The sequence below is a fragment of the Acinetobacter sp. CY81 genome, assembly GCF_059515925.1.
This window is the reverse complement of sequence record NZ_JCAKNC010000004.1, coordinates 116,872-133,187: the sequence shown is the minus strand read 5'-3', so window position 1 is coordinate 133,187 and position 16,316 is coordinate 116,872. Positions and strand designations below refer to the sequence as shown.

Below are 16,316 nucleotides of genomic sequence, written 5' to 3'. Positions count from 1 at the left end.
TCTTCTTCATTGTTTAGGTACGGCTAAATTGCCACTTTATAAAGCCACGTATTATGGCTGTCCAACACTTGTATCCGCAATGTTTATGTCATTAATGGTTACAACAAACTGACCATTTAGTATTTTCGGTGGTGTTGCATTTTTCCATTGGATAGCCAGACCATTTCTATATCGTAAATCAATCGCTGAAACACGTGACCAAACAGGCTTTAAATCTGTTTGTACCAGTTGGCTCAGACGCTGTAGCTTACTCATTGTCTGATCTTGATCCACAATAATACGTAGACCTGAATCAAACTGCATAAACCACGTTCTACGATCTGTTAAATACAATTCTTTTAATCTTAAATTTGCGGGGTGAAACAACTGATTAATCTCGTTGTAACGACGCATCATCACTTTAGACTGATCCAAAGGTCCATGTAACAATGGCAAACTCGAATGATTTCTTGCGAAAGCTTCCGTAAACACTTCGCCTTCATCACTCAATAATCGTCCTGTTCCCCATCGAGCAATAGGATGTCTAGGCATCACACGGACGCGAATCCCATTGGGCCATGCCCGTGAAACCACCACGCGATCAACCCATGAAATATCCAGACTACGATCACGAATCTGTTCTAAATCAGATGTAAAATAATTATCTTTAATTACGGGTGCTAAATGCTGAGTCATTTGCTGTTTTTCAACATCAGACGTTGCACCAACCACTTCTAAAGTTGCAACTTTTGCATCAGTAATCACTTTGTAGGCTGCATATATTCCAGCGAAAAGCGCACAAAATGCCACAACCAAAAGTAGCCAACCGCCTGCATGAATTAACTTTTCTTTGCGAGTCGGTGGTTTCTCATGGATCGATGTAATTGCAGCACGTTTACGGCGCATTGACGCTGGAAGTTGAGCCATATCTTAGTGTGTTTCTTTCGCTAAAGTTTGCTCTAAAATCGCTACGCAAAGCGCCTCGAAATCATAACCCACAGCATTCGCAGCTTTTGGCACCAATGAATGACTGGTCATACCTGGAACAGTGTTCACCTCTAATAGCCAGAACTGACCTTGCTCATCCTGCATCGCATCAATACGCCCCCAACCACTTGCACCAACCGCTTGGAAAGCACGTAAGCAAAGCTCTTGGAGTTGTTTTTCATCCTCAGCAGATAAGCCACATGGAATGCCATATTCAACATCATTACGCATATATTTCGCGTCATAATCGTAAAATGCTACATCTGCAGGGGGTTGAAGACGAATCACAGGCAAAGGTTGACCATTTAAGAATGAAATCGTGTATTCACGACCTGTAATCCATTTCTCAGCCATCACAACAGCATCATGTTGAGTTGCTTTTTCAATGGCATTTGCCAAATCTTCAGCTTTTTCAACCTTGCTCATACCAACACTTGAGCCTTCATGAACAGGCTTGATGATTAAAGGTAGACCCAAAGTTGCAACCACTTCAGCCAAATCAGTTTCTTGACTGACAATACGATAAGGTGCAGTTGGAAGCTCAGAACCCTGCCAAATTTGCTTGGTTTTAACTTTATCCATGCCAATCGCAGAACCTTGAACGCCAGTGCCTGTATACGGAATATTTAGCCACTCCAATACACCTTGAATCTGACCGTCCTCACCACCACGACCATGCAATACAATAAATGCGCGATCATAGTTTACCAGTTCAGTCACACTACGTTCTTTAGGATCAAACCCTTCAGCGTTCACGCCACTACGGACTAATGCTTCTAGTACAGCTTTACCACTATCTAATGAAACCTCACGCTCTGCAGATTTACCACCGAGCAACACAGCAACTTTGCCGAATTTAGAAGCATTTGACACGTTTATATCCTTAAACTTTATAACATTGGTCAATTAAATTTGATCTATCAAGATCATCACACACCGTGATTTTTCAAATATAGATTACTTTAAATAGAGCTGGTTTTGAGCCAATTCAATTGAAATTGCTCCCACGTTACCCGCACCTTGTGTTAATAACAAGTCATTCGCTTGTAACACTTTTTGTATCACAGGTTCGAGGTTTCCTTCTACAGGATCAATTAAGATCGGCTCGACCTCACCACGTAAGCGGATACTACGAGCAAGTGCACGACTATCTGCGCCCACGATTGGCTTTTCACCCGCAGAGTAAACTTCAAGTAAAAGTAATTGATCTACCTGCGACAATACATCAACAAAATCATCGAAACAGTCACGCGTACGACTATAACGATGCGGTTGGAACAACATTACTAAACGACGATCAGGATGACTCGCACGTGCGGCCTTAATCGTTGCCTCAACTTCTTTAGGGTGATGACCATAATCATCAACCAATTTAACTGTGCCTTCACCTAGTTCAAATTCACCTTGGACTTGGAAACGACGACCGACACCGCTAAAGCTTTCTAAAGCACGCGCAATCGCAGCATCAGATACACCTTCATCTGTTGCAATGCCAATCGCAGCCAAAGCATTCAAGATATTATGCAACCCAGGCATATTGATCGTTAAACGCAGAGGCTCTTTGTTTTTACGCAATACAGTAAAGTGAGATTGCATACCTTCTTGAGCCACATCAATCGCACGAATATCGTTATCTTCTTCAAAACCATAAGTTAAAACTGGACGGCCAATACGCGGCATGATTTCACGAATGTTCGCGTCATCACCACACACCACTGCCAAGCCATAAAATGGAAGCTTTTGCAAGAATTGGATAAACGTATCTTTCAATGTATCGAAGCTACCGCCATAAGTATCCATATGATCTGCATCGATATTGGTCACAATCGCAGCCATCGGCTCTAAATATAAGAACGATGCATCAGACTCATCTGCTTCGGCAACGATATAACGACTCGCACCTAACGCAGCATTCACACCTGAACGATTCAATAGACCACCAATCACATAAGTCGGATCCATGTTTTCTTCAGCCAACATACACGTCACTAAACTTGTTGTCGTGGTTTTACCATGTGTGCCTGCAACCGCAATACCATGACGATAACGCATCAATTCACCCAGCATTTCTGCACGGCGAACCACAGGAATACGGTTTTCAAAGGCTGCTTTAATTTCTAAATTTTCAGTATCGATTGCTGTTGATACCACCAAAACATTGGCATTTTTAATATTTTCAGCAGCATGACCGATATAAACTTTAATACCGTTTTCTTCAAGCTGAGCAGTCGTTTTAGAAGCCTTGATGTCAGAACCTGAAACTTTGTAGCCTTGGTTTTTCAAAACTTCAGCAATACCACACATTCCCGCACCACCGATACCCACAAAGTGGATATGTTTAATACGGCGCATTTCTGGAATTTTAATCAAGTTTTTTGCTTTATCAGCAGGTGTTGATGGAGACATAATTTACTCTAAAACTTACAAATCTTGAATTAAACCAACCACACGCTGTGTTGCGTCAGGCTGGGCATGTTGACGTGCTTTTACTGCCATTTCCATGAGTAATTGACGGTTCATTAATGGCGTCAAAACGTCTTTCAATGTATCGAGCGTCATGGTGGACTGCGGACAAATTTTTGCAGCCCCAATTTTTTCTAAAAACTTTGCATTTGCAGTTTGATGATCATCTACAGCGCTAGGTAAAGGCACAAATACTGCAGCAACACCGGCTGTTGCAACTTCAGTCACCGTTAGAGCCCCAGCTCTACAGATAATCAAATCGGCATCGCTATACGCTTTTGCCATATCTTCAATGAAAGGCTGAACTTCAACAGTTAAAGAAGTTAGCGCATTCTCATAACGAGCACGTGTCGTTTCAGCATGGTTTTGACCACTTTGATGAAACACTTGCATCGGAATGTTCAGTTGCTTTAAAGCTTCCGGAATACGTTCATTGAGCGCTTGCGCACCTAATGATCCCCCAACGATCAAGACACGAATTGGCTCACCCGCCTTTTCTCGCTCTTGATAACGCCAAGAAGGATTTAATATTTCAGCAATTTCTTTTCGAACAGGGTTACCCGTCGTAACAATCTTATCATTGGCAGGAAATGTATCTGGAAATGCCTGACAGACAATCGTAGAGACACGAGCCAGTTGAGTATTGGTAAATCCTGCAACCGCATTTTGCTCATGGATAATCACAGGAATACCCAAAATTTTAGCTGCCAACCCACCAGGACCTGCTACATAACCACCAAATCCTACTACAGCATCAACTTTCAGCTGTTTCATATATAGCATAGCGCTCAATGTCGCTTTCATAATTTTAAATGGCGCTGCTAATTTACGAACTAAGCCGTTACCGCGTACACCTTGAATATCGATTTGGTAAATTGGAATATCATGTTGTTTTAATAAACGGTTTTCCATACCTGTTGGCGTTGCAAGCCAAGACACCTGACAGCCTTCTTGTTGTAATTTTTTTGCAACAGCAAGGGCTGGAAATACATGTCCACCAGTACCTGCAGCCATCATCATGACATGCTTTGGTGCGCTTCGTTGAGGTTCGGTCACAGTTCTTTCTTCAATTCTTAAATATGGATAATAAAATTCGATTTTCTACAATCGATTGTAATCACAATTGCATAGCCATGAAAGATTATTTACTTTTTTTCAACAGGCATTCGATTGGTTTTTTCTACTATTTTTAAAGTTTAAACTAGATTTATTATTAAGGTTGTTATTTTTCTTAGACTTAAGTGAAATATTAAGCCTATTTAAAATCTCAACCATCACTCTAAACCTATAACTCAAGTTGATTAAAAATCATATTTTGTTAGGGGCTTAACAGATTTAAATGACATAAATATTCATATATTTTTTAAATCAGCTCAGGCTTAAAGACTATATATTGATCTTTCAGCATATGGTAATTTTTTTATCTTTAATTTATTAAATTTCAATAAATTAATTTAGATTAGGATCATGAAACGGAATCTCATGCCAAAATTATCATTACGGGATTTATGGATTATTTTAGCCGGCTATTTAGCAGCTATCCACATTGGAAAACTTTCTGTTGTTCTTCCCACCCTACAAAAAGAACTTCAATTAACACTGACACAAGCAGGACTTTCTATATCTATCGTGCAAGGTGCAGGCATGTTGTTTGCTCTTGCTATTGGTGCTTTTTCTGAAAAATTAGGTTTAAAACGCTGCTTGATTGGTGGCTTAACCATTTTGGGTACAAGTAGTATTGCTGGATTTTGGATCGATAATATCGCAATGCTTTATTTCTTTCGATTTACTGAGGGCATTGGTTTTTTAACCATTTCGCTTTGTGCACCTGCAATTTTAAAACGTATAAGCCAACCTGAAACCATCAGTTTTAAAATGGGTTTATGGAGTTCATATATGGGACTCGGTGTCAGTATCGCTGTGTTTACCATCCCATTTATTTTAGAGTTTCTCCATTGGCAACAGATCTGGGTCATTTTAGGATTAGTATGTTTTGTTAGTGCGCTGTTGATTCAACTCTTTTTAAATCTCGATACCACCTCTTCAACAGCACCAATGAGTATATCTTCCACCCAATCCAGTCTGAGTCAAATTATTGGTGCAACGCTAACACATCCACCTATTATTTGTTTAGCTTTGGTCTTTGCATGCTATGCCAGCCAATGGACATCTGTTACCAGTTTTTTACCCAGCCTTTATGTTGAAAATGGTCTGAGCTTAAAAATGACAGGCTTATTGGTATCGCTCGTGGTGGTTGCCAATTTAGGCGGAACATTTGGTGCTGGCATGTTGTTGCAAAAAGGTTGGACAACACAAATGTTACTGACGATTGGATTTGTGGGTATGTTTGTCACCAGTATTTTGACTTTTACAACCAATAGCTGGTTACCTTTCGAAATCCAATTTTTAAACGCTGTATTATTTTCAATGATTGGTGGCGTCATTCCAACCACCATCTTTTCTATGACGCTGCATTATGCACCTTTTGCCAGTGCTGCCGCAGCCAGTATGGGCTTAGTCATTCAATGTTCAGCTCTCGTACAATTCTTTGTCCCGCCTTTAAGTGCTGCTTTTGTCTCAGCAACCCACACATGGGCAAGTATGAGTATCGTGACTTCAATTTTGTGCTTTATCGCACTCTCCATCCTGTTTATATTTTTTAAACGTTATGCGAAATAAAAAGAGCCTCATTGGAGGCCCTTTTTAATCATAATCCAACTTATCGGCTTAAGCCTGACTCTAAAACATCAAATAAATCATCGGCAATTGAAGTTCCAAATTGGTCATCAATTTCACGGATACAGGTTGGGCTGGTCACATTGATTTCAGTGACATAATCACCAATCACATCTAAGCCAACAAATACCAAACCTTTTTCTTTTAGGAATGGACCAACTTTTGCGGCAATGGCTTTATCATTTTCAGTTAAAGGACGAGCTTCGCCTAAACCACCCGCCGCCAAGTTACCACGGACTTCACCATTTTGAGGAATACGTGCAAGGCAGTAAGGTACTGGCTCACCATTCACCATCAAAATACGTTTATCACCATCCACAATTTCAGGAATATAACGCTGTGCCATAATCGGCTGTTGACCCAATTCGGTTAACATTTCCAACGTTGAACCAATATTTGCGCCATCTGCTGTCAGACGGAAAATTCCTGTTCCACCCATGCCATCAAGTGGTTTTACAATGACATCACCATGTTGTTTAAGGAATTCACGAATCAGACTTTGTTGTGAAGTCACCAAAGTGGGTACTTGAAGATCAGGGAACTGTGTTGCAAATAGTTTTTCATTACAATCACGTAGGCTTTGTGGCTTGTTAATAATCCAAGCACCTTCACGTTCAGCTTGTTCTAAAATATACGTCGTATAGACAAAGTTCATATCGAAAGGTGGATCTTTACGCATGAGTACAACGTCATAATCCGCAATCGATTCTTTTTGTTTTTCGCCCAATTCATAATAGTGATCGTAGTCTTCAAACACTTGAAGCGGTGCAATCAAACCAAAGGCTTTGCCTTGATCAATATATAAATCTTGCTGTAATGCATAACCGAGTTGATGCCCACGACGTGACGCTGCCCAAAGCATTGCCATAGTTGAGTCTTTTTTAAGGTTTACATTTTCGATGGGATCCATCACAACAAGTACGCGCATGTGTCTGTGCTCTTTGAATTTCAATGCCGAAAAGTATAGCCGAGTTTAAACTTTTCTTTTTCTTAATTTTGGTAATGCTTCTCTAGATAAAATATAGACAGAGATCACAAAATATACCAACATACCAAGCGATAAAAATTAAGAGAAACTTCAAATTTTTATTAGCCAGAAAACTAAATCAAAATGGATAAGAAATAATGCAGCAACTTTGGAATCGCTTAGAAACCTTTTTACAAGAAAATCATCCTGAAATATTTAAAGACCTTGCACCACCTGCAACAGATGCAGAAATAGCTGATTTAGAAAATAAAATCGGGGTAAAACTCCCTGATGATTTTGTCGCATGTTTAAAAATTCATAATGGTCAATTTGGTCGTGCAGATGGCTTATTTGATGAATCAGAATTTTTATCTACTTCACGTATTTTTCAAGAATGGTCAGTTTTAAAAGGTATTCTAGATACTGAAGATTTTTTCGATTCTGATGAAGAAGCTGGGTCTAGTGATGGAGTAAAAATCATCTGGTGGAGCGCTAGATGGATTCCATTTATCAGCTATGGTAATGGTGACAATTGGAGCATCGATTTAGACCCTGCGGAAGATGGTACTGTAGGGCAAGTCATTACTTTTTGGCATGAAACCTTTGAACGTGAAAAAGAAGCGAATAGCTTTAAAGAATGGTTCTCTAATTTTATCGATCAACAAATTGATGGCTAAGCTTAATATCGATTTCACAGAGTACAAATAAATTTTCCACGTGTACTAAAGCAATAAATCTCCTTCTGTAAATTGACTTTTCTACAAAGATGAACTGGCGGAAGGAGTTCAATTTTTCTAAATCGATGTATTCGATTTAATGTATTTTTTAATGAACATGCTTTAGTCCAAGCATCTTCATATTTGTTTTTCAAAGATATAATCAGATGTACGTGATGGGTCACGACATAAATCCAATCTGACCTGACAATTTTTGCCTTTGCTTGATTCTTTGAGCTTAATTTCAGCCATCACCCGAATCGGTCTACCGACATAAAAATCTGTATGGTCTATAGCTTGGGTAAATAACCTTGCATAATTGATTTCAAGATACCCGATCTGTATATCTGCAATACTCACTTGAACTTGATGAGGCAGACTATGATGGGTTTCCATACGTTGAATCAAGGCATCTCGATAGAGGATAGGCTCTACTGATTTCAACATCAGCGTATTAATCAACCTCAGTTGATTGGATGCACTTATCGGAATTTGAATGGGATACTGTTGATCAGAACGAAAGTCGTAAGGGTGTGTTTGGAAAAATTTAGCTCGATCAAACTGATACCGATCCCAACGTTGCTGGTCGATATGTCTAACGACAATAAAGCCGATAATCATTGTGACAAGCATGATGGTAAATATAAGCATGTTGTTCCAAATCAACAAAAGTTTTTGTTATTGAACCTTTACACATGCATTCCATTTATTAAAATTATGCGTAAAGTTTAAACATGTATATACCACAGATTATCTTATTGAATTTTAAATATTTATTAAATAAAACCTTTAATTTAATTAATAAAAATCACCCGACTCCTTTAATCAATCAACTGAATGAGAACAATCTATCTTTCTACTTTAAGCACTGGCTCATCATTTCGTTTGAGCTTAAACTTTTCTAAAGTTAAATATCATAAAATTCACTTCTTGGTTTAAAGCAATGCAACAAGCAATTATTGATTTTCATTTGGATGATGAACAACATTGGGTTGCCCAACTTGCTTGTGGGCATAATCAGCATGTTCGGCATACACCACCTTGGCAAAACCGTCCTTGGGTTTTGACAAAAGAAGGGCGTGATAAAAAGTTAGGGATGATGTTGGAGTGTAAGTTATGTGATGCGTTGTAATTCAAAGAATCAAGCTTGTTGAAAATTAGAATTCAATCTCATAAAAAATAAGTCTGTAGTTTTGAACTCTACAAGAAGATTTTTCATTTACAAAATTCTAATGTCTAGCTAGATTATAAAAATAATAAAACATATTCAAATGAAGAATAAATGTCACTTAACTTCCAAATTCTCTCTTCTTTATTTCCACATCACAAATTAAAATCAGTTAGCCAAAGTAATAATTCTTTGTCCTACAAAGATCATCTCAATGAATGGCGTATCACATCAGCATCTAACATTTTTTTTATTGAAATGTTTGATAAAATTAAACTCGTCAATCTTTATAAATATGATTCAGAGTACCAAGCTTGCTTAGATTTTTTATTTTTATGCCAAGTTATAACCACTAACAACTCTCAAATACCCAAAATATTGATCGCTAATGATGATTATAAATTTTGTGAAAAAAATGGCTCCTACAGTCTAGAAATTAGAATAATGTACGGAACAAAAGGGGGAACGCCCATTAAATATAGAACTAAATCAGGGTGAAATAAATGAATTTGAAAAGAGCGGAATGCCTTTTATTTACCAACTGATGAATAAAATGGAAAAAGAAGAAACTCTTTATCAGAAAAGAAGCTCTCCTAGTTGGTGGACTAGCTCTCAGGAATATCACGATTGGATTGGATTACATACTATTGAAAAACCAAAGGTTATTGAGAAAATAATTCATCAGGAACCAAATAAAAATGGAGGGAAAATTCTCATTTTTTCTATAATTGTAATGATCACTTTTTATATCCTTTTTTTTATTAGTATTTAAGTCCACTACAATTTAACTTTTTAAATAAAACAAAAAAGGAAGCTTCAGCTTCCTTTTTTAATTTCTAAACAGTCTTAGATCCCATACTTCACACGGTAAGCTTCCATTTTCGCTAAAGCTTCTTTTTCACCTTTCGCATCTAAGAAATCCATTAAGTCTTTCATTGTAATTAAAGCATGTACTGGGATTTCCAATTCTTTTTGAACTTCCTGAATTGCAGATAAAGTGCCCTGACCTTTCTCTTGACGGTCTAATGCAACTAAAACACCTGCAATTTGAGCACCTGCATTTTTCAAAATTGTCACAACTTCACGAATGGCAGTACCGGCTGTGATCACATCATCAATGATCCACACTTTTTTACCTTCAACCGATGCACCTACGAGTACACCGCCTTCACCGTGATCTTTCGCTTCTTTACGGTTAAAGCCCCAAGGTACACTCACACCATGGTTTTGTGACATTGCGACAGCTGTTGCTGCAACAAAAGGGATGCCTTTGTATGCAGGCCCAAAGATCACATCGACATTTTCACATTCTGTTAATTTTGTCGCATAGCCAGAAGCCAATAGTGTTAAGGCTTCACCATCATTGAGTAAGCCAGCATTAAAAAAATAAGGACTCACACGACCTGATTTTAAAGTAAACTCACCAAATTTAAGCACACCGCGTGATAATGCAAGTTCGATAAAAGCTTGAGGGTTAAATTGAGCTGGCGACGTCATGAGGTGCTCCAAAATTCATAAAGAGAGGTTATGACTGCGCATGATACCAAAGAGTAGCTATCCAAGTGATCAAAAAATTCTAAGAGTGGTTTCAATTAACGTAAATGGTTTACGTTCTTCTGTCACCAAAGGCTTATTAGAGTGGATGGAACAATCGGACGCTGACGTGATTTGCATGCAAGAAAGCCGAATCACACATGCGCAGTGGACTGATAAATTCCGTCCTGAAGGTTGGTACACGCATCTATTCCCTGCTGAACGTCCAGGTTACGCAGGGACAGCAATCTATAGTCGCCTACCCTTCTTATCAGTTAAAGATGGTTTAGGTTTTGAATTGGCAGATTCTCAAGGTCGTTTTATTTCAGCTGAGTTTGATCTCGGTTTAGGTAAATCTGCACATATTTGTTCTCTATACCTGCCTTCGGGTTCTTCAGGTGATGAAGCTCAAGTACGTAAAGACCATTTCCTCGAAGAATATTCAAAAATCTTAAAGCAATGGCGTAATGAAGATAAATCCGTAATCGTCTGTGGCGACTACAATATCGTACATAAACGTATCGATATTAAAAACTGGTCAGGCAATCAAAAAGCTTCAGGCTGTTTACCACATGAACGTGCATGGCTCGACCACATTTATGATGAACTCGGTTATGTCGATACTTTCCGTGAAGTACGCAAAGAAGCGGAAGTCTATTCTTGGTGGTCGAACCGAGGTCAAGCACGTGCAAAGAATGTCGGGTGGCGTATTGATTATCATGCATGCTCTCCGGACTGGAAAGACCGCACAGTCAATGCTTGGGTCTATAAAGACAATTGGTATAGCGACCATGCACCTGTGATTATTGATTATAAGCTTTAAATTGTTTAATTAAATATTATGCTAATTGGGTGAACAATTGTTCACTCAATATAGGCTTTTAACGCACATTGCTTGTCGTATTTACTTATTTTTATTTAATGAGCATCAGGGCATTATAGTTGCACGGCACAGGGACATGTCAGGATGACAAATAAGGATTGGAAGCCGTAGGATGAAAAGAAAATAAAGCAATTTATTTTCCAAGGATGATCGACATTGGACGTTGAATTGAGACCCGCATAATCAGGATGATACGATGCGGGTTTTCTCTTATCTAGCCAACCATTTTTTCAAACAGCTCTGTTTATATCAATATCCTTTTACCATCGCCTCTCTATTCATCACCCAACTTCCTATAAGTTTTCAAATTTTTATTTTCTCAAATTTAGTTTTATTTTTGATTATTTAGTTATCTTTCTTCTGCTTTTAAGTTTAAATCTAAATCTTTTCAATTTAATGACACTCAAATATTAAATCTACTCACTCTGCCATTTTTTTTGCTAACCTTATTCCATCTTTAAGCTTTCAATTTGGATCTAAAATGTTAAAAGTTTATGGCATTAAAAACTGTAGTTCGATGAAAAAAGCCTTTGATCTACTCAATGAGTTAGGTTTAGCTTACGAATTTCATGATTATAAAAAACAAGGGATTGATGCAGACACCGTTAAGGTTTGGCTTAATAACATTGGAGCCGACATCGTACTCAATAAAAAGGGTACAACTTGGCGTAAGCTAAGCATAGAAGAACAACAGAAAGCTTTAGATAGTGAAGAAGGTTTAATTGCAGCCCTCACTACACATAATAGCTTAATCAAACGACCTGTTATTTCAGCAGAATCAGACTATGTGGTTGGGTTTAACGAAGATGCGATTCGCGCTTTGAAAAAGTAATTCGCTATTCGTACAGTACGAACATGATTTGAAAATCATAAATAAAAACCGAGCATCGGCTCGGTTTTTATCATTCATTTTGAATATTAAAGCTAAGGTTAAATTAGTTCACACGTACCCAAGTCTGATTACGACCCAATGCAGCAACACCAATAAAGCCACGAAGTTCTAACTTTTTACCGCCATCGGCAATTTTACCTTTCAGCTTATAAGTCTTGTCTGATTTTGGATCTAGAATCGTACCGCCGTCGTAGCTTGTACCACCAACATTTTTAAGGTTACGGACGATGGTTACCCCTTTAAGCGATTTGTTTTTAAATTTACCCGTACACTTGGTACATGCATTTTCTTCACCGGCAGCCAATATACTTTGGATGCTCGCGCTTAATTTACCATCAGACTGTTGAGTGAATTTAACTACAGCACGTGGCTGTTTTGTTTCATCGTCAATGGTCTTCCATGTTGTTCCATGAAGTGGATCTGCAGCATTTGCAAATACAGCAGTGGTAAGTAATCCTAAAGCAAGTGCAATTTTTTTCATTGTTTTCATTTCCCTTGTCTTGTTGACATAAATATTATTAAAAATTGATAACAAATAAGCAATTTTTGAGTGTGACTATTTGGTGTAACCTTGTATATCACCTGTATTTAAAATAAGCAATAATTAAACAATATGGAAAAACAATGAAGATTAATCCTCTATTGAAACAGTATGTTACAGAATCAATTTTAAAGACAAGCTTCCGTTTTCCTAGTCGATTTAATCTACCGCCAACTGCCTTTCGTATCGCCATAGAACAACTGACACGTATTATTCCACAGCCTAAAAATGTTGAGTTTCGTCAGCTGCGTATCGCAGGTATTCGTGCTGAAGAAATTAAACCTAAACCAGAAACCACCCAAATGATTTTTCATATTCACGGTGGTGCATTTATGGTGGGTTCACTTAAAACTCATCGTGCTTTCTTGAGTGAAATTGCACTTCGCACGCAAATGCAAGTCCTTCATATTGACTACCCTCTCTCTCCCGAACAGCGCTATCCAGATGTAGGTGATGCAATTTATGATGTTTATCAAATATTGCTCGACCAAGGTATTCAACCTAAAGACATCATCTTATCTGGTGACTCATGTGGTGCAAATTTAGCATTAGCTCTAGTACTTCGTCTAAAACAAGAAGACCCTGAAACCGTTCCGAGTGGCTTGATTCTGATGTCGCCATTCCTAGACTTAACGCTCACCAGCGAATCTTTACGTTATAACCAAAAACATGATGCTCTACTGTCGATTGAAGCACTAAAAACGGGTATTAAATATTATGTACCGTCACGTTTTGATGCATCAATTCCAGAAATTTCACCTATTTTCGGTGACTTTAAAGGCTTACCGCCAACCTTAGTACAAATTGGTTCTAAAGAAATTTTGTTGGATGATGCTGCTCGTTTTGAAGCTAAGGCTAAAGAAGCAAAAGTAGATGTGACTTATAAACTGTACACAGGCATGTGGCATAACTTTCAAATGTTTAGCCCTTGGTTTAGTGAAGCGAAACAAGCGCTTGCTGATATTGCTGAATTCGCACATCAATTAGATCAAACTTAATTTGAAAAATAAGACCTTAGATTGCTAAAGCTTATCTTCTGATAGGCTAATATTAATGAGTGTTTAACCTCAAAAAAAATAAAATCTAAGGTTTATGGGTCTAATACCAATAGATTAATGATTTAAAACCAATGATCCGAAGTACACACTCAAGGGCTCATTTAAAAAACGTTTTTTACATAAGTTATCCTATCAGCATAATAAAAATAAATTATAGTGATTCAAATCACATTATTTAATATTTTCACTATCTAAATCAATATTTTACTTTGGGTTAAAATTGATCAAATTTGATTTAATTGTTATATTTTTTCCATGATAACTAAAACCATTTCACTTGCGGAATAGGCCAGCCAGTTCTTATGAGAAAAGTCATATATTCAGAAAGACGCCGTCGCATTCATGCTTTTTTTAAAAATCTGTATAAAAAATCCATGTTTTACCAATGGTCGAAAAAAAGTCATGGTATAGATGCGAGCAATGTCGATCCTTTAACTGGTCTATACAACCCTTTTGGAATTAATACTTTTTTAAAAGAATTACATCCGCAAGCAGGATTGAACTATGCCATTATTTTATTAAATATTGATAACTTTGAAAAAATTCAGCACAACTTTGGAACAAAAGCAGCCGAACGATCTCTTATCAAGACAGCTCGCATTCTCACCAATAATGTGCGCGATACTGATTTAATTGGACGCTACGGTGAGCATGAATTTATTCTAATTTTAAGTGAAATCGATTTGGATAAAGCCAATGAAGTTGCACAACGTTGCTTACAATTGATTCAAAATAATCCAATTCAATTCAATGCACTATTTATTACACTACAAGCCAGTTGTGGTGTATCTGCATCTAAAGCTGATGTCGTGAGTGACAAAATTCTTCAATATGCTGATCGTGCTTTATTCTTGGCCAAAACCAGTGGATTCAATCAATTAAGAGATGAAAGAGCAATTTTTTCATAAACTAATCGTCATCTATAGTAATTTAAAGCTTTAAAGTAACTTCAAACAATCATTCAAATACAAAAATTCTTAACAACACTAACTTAAAAATTAGTGTTGTGACTTTCTTTTTTTAATTAACTACAATAATTCTTAATCTTTATCAGAGACTATTTTGATTTTTACTTTCATCTAAAACCCACAGATTCAGTACAAATACCACACAATAAAAGCTATAATCCAACACGCGAAGGATACTTTTATGTAATTTGAAGATGGACTTAGTTAACATTTTCCAATTATGTGAAAAATAATGATAAACATGAAAATGCTGTAATCGGAAAATTCAAAATAATGAAAAATCTTATTCAACATTTCATACAGCACAATATGTTAGTTAATTGGAGTAATTTGAACAAATGTGTTCTGCTCCTTTCACTGACCATACTTGAACATTTCCTTTGGATTATTTGGAAGCTATACATCATTTACACCCCTGATGTATGGAAATGGGTCGTGCTCGATCTGATTCACTCGCAACTGCTACTCAATGTTGTTTCTCTGATTATTGTTGTTCTATTAATTATTCCTTGCTTGCTACTTCGCCGCTATACATGGGCTCAGCAATATTTACCTTATTTCATTCTGACTTGTTTTTCGCTCATCTTTATTCGAGATGCCTATCTGGTTGGGATTTTAAGCCCTGCGACACTCTGTGGTTATGTCTGCATGTCAGGTGTTGGAATTCTGCTGTTTCAACGTCAATTTCTTTATACCGCTGTATTGATTGCAACCGCTGTTTTTGTTTATTTGGGCGTACTTACGCTCAATGGAACACTAACGTATGCACCATTATTCAGTGATTTTTTAAAACAAAATACTCCACCTACCAATCTGTTTTGGGTAATGAGTATGTTGTATTTCATTGTGCCACTCCTATTGATCTGTTTAATTTTATGCGAAATTATGCTGATTCAATGGCGACATCGTGAAACGGTCATTAAAAAACTCAGTCAAACGGATCCATTAACTAACCTTTTAAATCGACGTTCGTTTAGTGAGAAAGTATTTGAACTTGAGAAACAGCAGCAACAATATGCAATTATTATTTTAGATTTGGATTACTTTAAATCTATCAATGATCAATATGGACACAGTATTGGTGACGATACTTTAAAATTAGTGTCTCAAACTTTGCTCGATCATACTCCGAAGTCAGATATCGTTGCCCGCTACGGCGGTGAAGAGTTTATTATTGCATTGCAACATACCAATCCATCAAATGCGTTAAAGATCGCAGAAAAATGCCGTTTAGCAATTGAGGATATTCAAATTAATATTCGAGATCAACAGACTATCAAAGTTACAGCCAGCTTTGGAGTCGACTTTTCATCCCATAATAAAACTTTAGAGCAAACAATTCGAAATGCAGATGATGCACTATATATTTCAAAACAATCAGGTCGTAATCAAGTTAAAATATTTGAAAATAGAGAATAATCTAAA

General features: G+C 37.3%; 17 protein-coding genes. 9 read left to right on the top strand and 8 right to left on the bottom strand.

The window, feature by feature from the left end; all coding sequences use genetic code 11:
- Window positions 1-51: 51 nt before the first annotated feature.
- The 4 genes from AC5YDM_RS06845 to murG all read right to left on the bottom strand — a co-directional run bounded on the left by AC5YDM_RS06845 (window position 52) and on the right by murG (window position 4,485).
- Complete coding sequence (locus tag AC5YDM_RS06845) at window positions 52-906, bottom strand: cell division protein FtsQ/DivIB (RefSeq protein WP_496151369.1); 855 nt, start codon at window positions 904-906, stop codon at window positions 52-54.
- Between the two features lie 3 nt (window positions 907-909).
- Window positions 910-1,839: a D-alanine--D-alanine ligase gene (locus tag AC5YDM_RS06840; RefSeq protein ID WP_496151368.1), complete on the bottom strand. Its 930-nt coding sequence runs from the start codon at window positions 1,837-1,839 to the stop codon at window positions 910-912.
- Window positions 1,840-1,923: 84 nt separating this feature from the next.
- Window positions 1,924-3,372, bottom strand: coding sequence for a UDP-N-acetylmuramate--L-alanine ligase (gene murC, locus AC5YDM_RS06835; RefSeq protein ID WP_496151367.1), 1,449 nt, complete (start codon window positions 3,370-3,372; stop codon window positions 1,924-1,926).
- Window positions 3,373-3,387: 15 nt separating this feature from the next.
- Complete coding sequence (gene murG / locus AC5YDM_RS06830) at window positions 3,388-4,485, bottom strand: undecaprenyldiphospho-muramoylpentapeptide beta-N-acetylglucosaminyltransferase (RefSeq protein WP_496151366.1); 1,098 nt, start codon at window positions 4,483-4,485, stop codon at window positions 3,388-3,390.
- A gap of 426 nt (window positions 4,486-4,911) precedes the next feature.
- Here murG and AC5YDM_RS06825 point away from each other — a divergent pair, with 426 nt between their 5' ends.
- A complete protein-coding gene (locus tag AC5YDM_RS06825; protein WP_496151365.1) occupies window positions 4,912-6,108 on the top strand; it encodes an MFS transporter in 1,197 nt (398 codons plus the stop codon).
- Between the two features lie 40 nt (window positions 6,109-6,148).
- Here the strand turns inward: AC5YDM_RS06825 and gshB are convergent, their stop codons facing one another.
- Complete coding sequence (gene gshB, locus AC5YDM_RS06820) at window positions 6,149-7,093, bottom strand: glutathione synthase (RefSeq protein WP_496151364.1); 945 nt, start codon at window positions 7,091-7,093, stop codon at window positions 6,149-6,151.
- A gap of 197 nt (window positions 7,094-7,290) precedes the next feature.
- Between gshB and AC5YDM_RS06815 the strand changes: the two genes are divergently transcribed.
- Window positions 7,291-7,809 (top strand): SMI1/KNR4 family protein, encoded by a 519-nt coding sequence (locus AC5YDM_RS06815; protein WP_496151363.1) that lies wholly within the window; start codon window positions 7,291-7,293, stop codon window positions 7,807-7,809.
- A 177-nt stretch (window positions 7,810-7,986) separates the two neighbouring features.
- Here the strand turns inward: AC5YDM_RS06815 and AC5YDM_RS06810 are convergent, their stop codons facing one another.
- Window positions 7,987-8,499: a hypothetical protein gene (locus AC5YDM_RS06810; protein WP_496151362.1), complete on the bottom strand. Its 513-nt coding sequence runs from the start codon at window positions 8,497-8,499 to the stop codon at window positions 7,987-7,989.
- Between the two features lie 292 nt (window positions 8,500-8,791).
- Here AC5YDM_RS06810 and AC5YDM_RS06805 point away from each other — a divergent pair, with 292 nt between their 5' ends.
- Together AC5YDM_RS06805 and AC5YDM_RS06800 are read left to right on the top strand one after the other, a co-directional pair.
- Window positions 8,792-8,980 carry a DUF3565 domain-containing protein gene (locus AC5YDM_RS06805; RefSeq protein ID WP_496151361.1) on the top strand — a complete coding sequence of 63 codons (189 nt, stop codon included), beginning with the start codon at window positions 8,792-8,794 and terminating at the stop codon, window positions 8,978-8,980.
- A 589-nt stretch (window positions 8,981-9,569) separates the two neighbouring features.
- Window positions 9,570-9,788, top strand: coding sequence for a hypothetical protein (locus AC5YDM_RS06800; protein WP_496151360.1), 219 nt, complete (start codon window positions 9,570-9,572; stop codon window positions 9,786-9,788).
- Between the two features lie 74 nt (window positions 9,789-9,862).
- On the opposite strand, the gene pyrE is transcribed toward AC5YDM_RS06800, so the two are convergent.
- The gene (gene pyrE, locus AC5YDM_RS06795; protein ID WP_496151359.1) at window positions 9,863-10,513 is read right to left on the bottom strand and encodes an orotate phosphoribosyltransferase; all 651 of its coding nucleotides are present in this window, start codon (window positions 10,511-10,513) and stop codon (window positions 9,863-9,865) included.
- Window positions 10,514-10,553: 40 nt separating this feature from the next.
- On the opposite strand from pyrE, the gene AC5YDM_RS06790 reads away from it, so the two are divergent.
- Together AC5YDM_RS06790 and AC5YDM_RS06785 are read left to right on the top strand one after the other, a co-directional pair.
- Window positions 10,554-11,372: an exodeoxyribonuclease III gene (locus AC5YDM_RS06790; RefSeq protein WP_496151358.1), complete on the top strand. Its 819-nt coding sequence runs from the start codon at window positions 10,554-10,556 to the stop codon at window positions 11,370-11,372.
- A 541-nt stretch (window positions 11,373-11,913) separates the two neighbouring features.
- Entirely contained in the window at window positions 11,914-12,264 is a 351-nt protein-coding gene (locus AC5YDM_RS06785; RefSeq protein WP_496151357.1) for a Spx/MgsR family RNA polymerase-binding regulatory protein, read from the top strand.
- 103 nt (window positions 12,265-12,367) lie between these two features.
- On the opposite strand, the gene AC5YDM_RS06780 is transcribed toward AC5YDM_RS06785, so the two are convergent.
- Entirely contained in the window at window positions 12,368-12,805 is a 438-nt protein-coding gene (locus tag AC5YDM_RS06780; RefSeq protein ID WP_496151356.1) for a DUF2147 domain-containing protein, read from the bottom strand.
- A gap of 143 nt (window positions 12,806-12,948) precedes the next feature.
- Here AC5YDM_RS06780 and AC5YDM_RS06775 point away from each other — a divergent pair, with 143 nt between their 5' ends.
- The 3 genes from AC5YDM_RS06775 (at window position 12,949) to AC5YDM_RS06765 (ending at window position 16,310) form a co-directional block, all read left to right on the top strand.
- On the top strand, window positions 12,949-13,863 hold the full coding sequence (locus AC5YDM_RS06775) for an alpha/beta hydrolase (protein WP_496151355.1): 915 nt from the start codon (window positions 12,949-12,951) through the stop codon (window positions 13,861-13,863).
- A gap of 362 nt (window positions 13,864-14,225) precedes the next feature.
- Entirely contained in the window at window positions 14,226-14,831 is a 606-nt protein-coding gene (locus AC5YDM_RS06770) for a GGDEF domain-containing protein (RefSeq protein WP_496151354.1), read from the top strand.
- 333 nt (window positions 14,832-15,164) lie between these two features.
- Entirely contained in the window at window positions 15,165-16,310 is a 1,146-nt protein-coding gene (locus tag AC5YDM_RS06765; RefSeq protein ID WP_496151353.1) for a GGDEF domain-containing protein, read from the top strand.
- The last annotated feature ends 6 nt before the right edge of the window (window positions 16,311-16,316 follow it).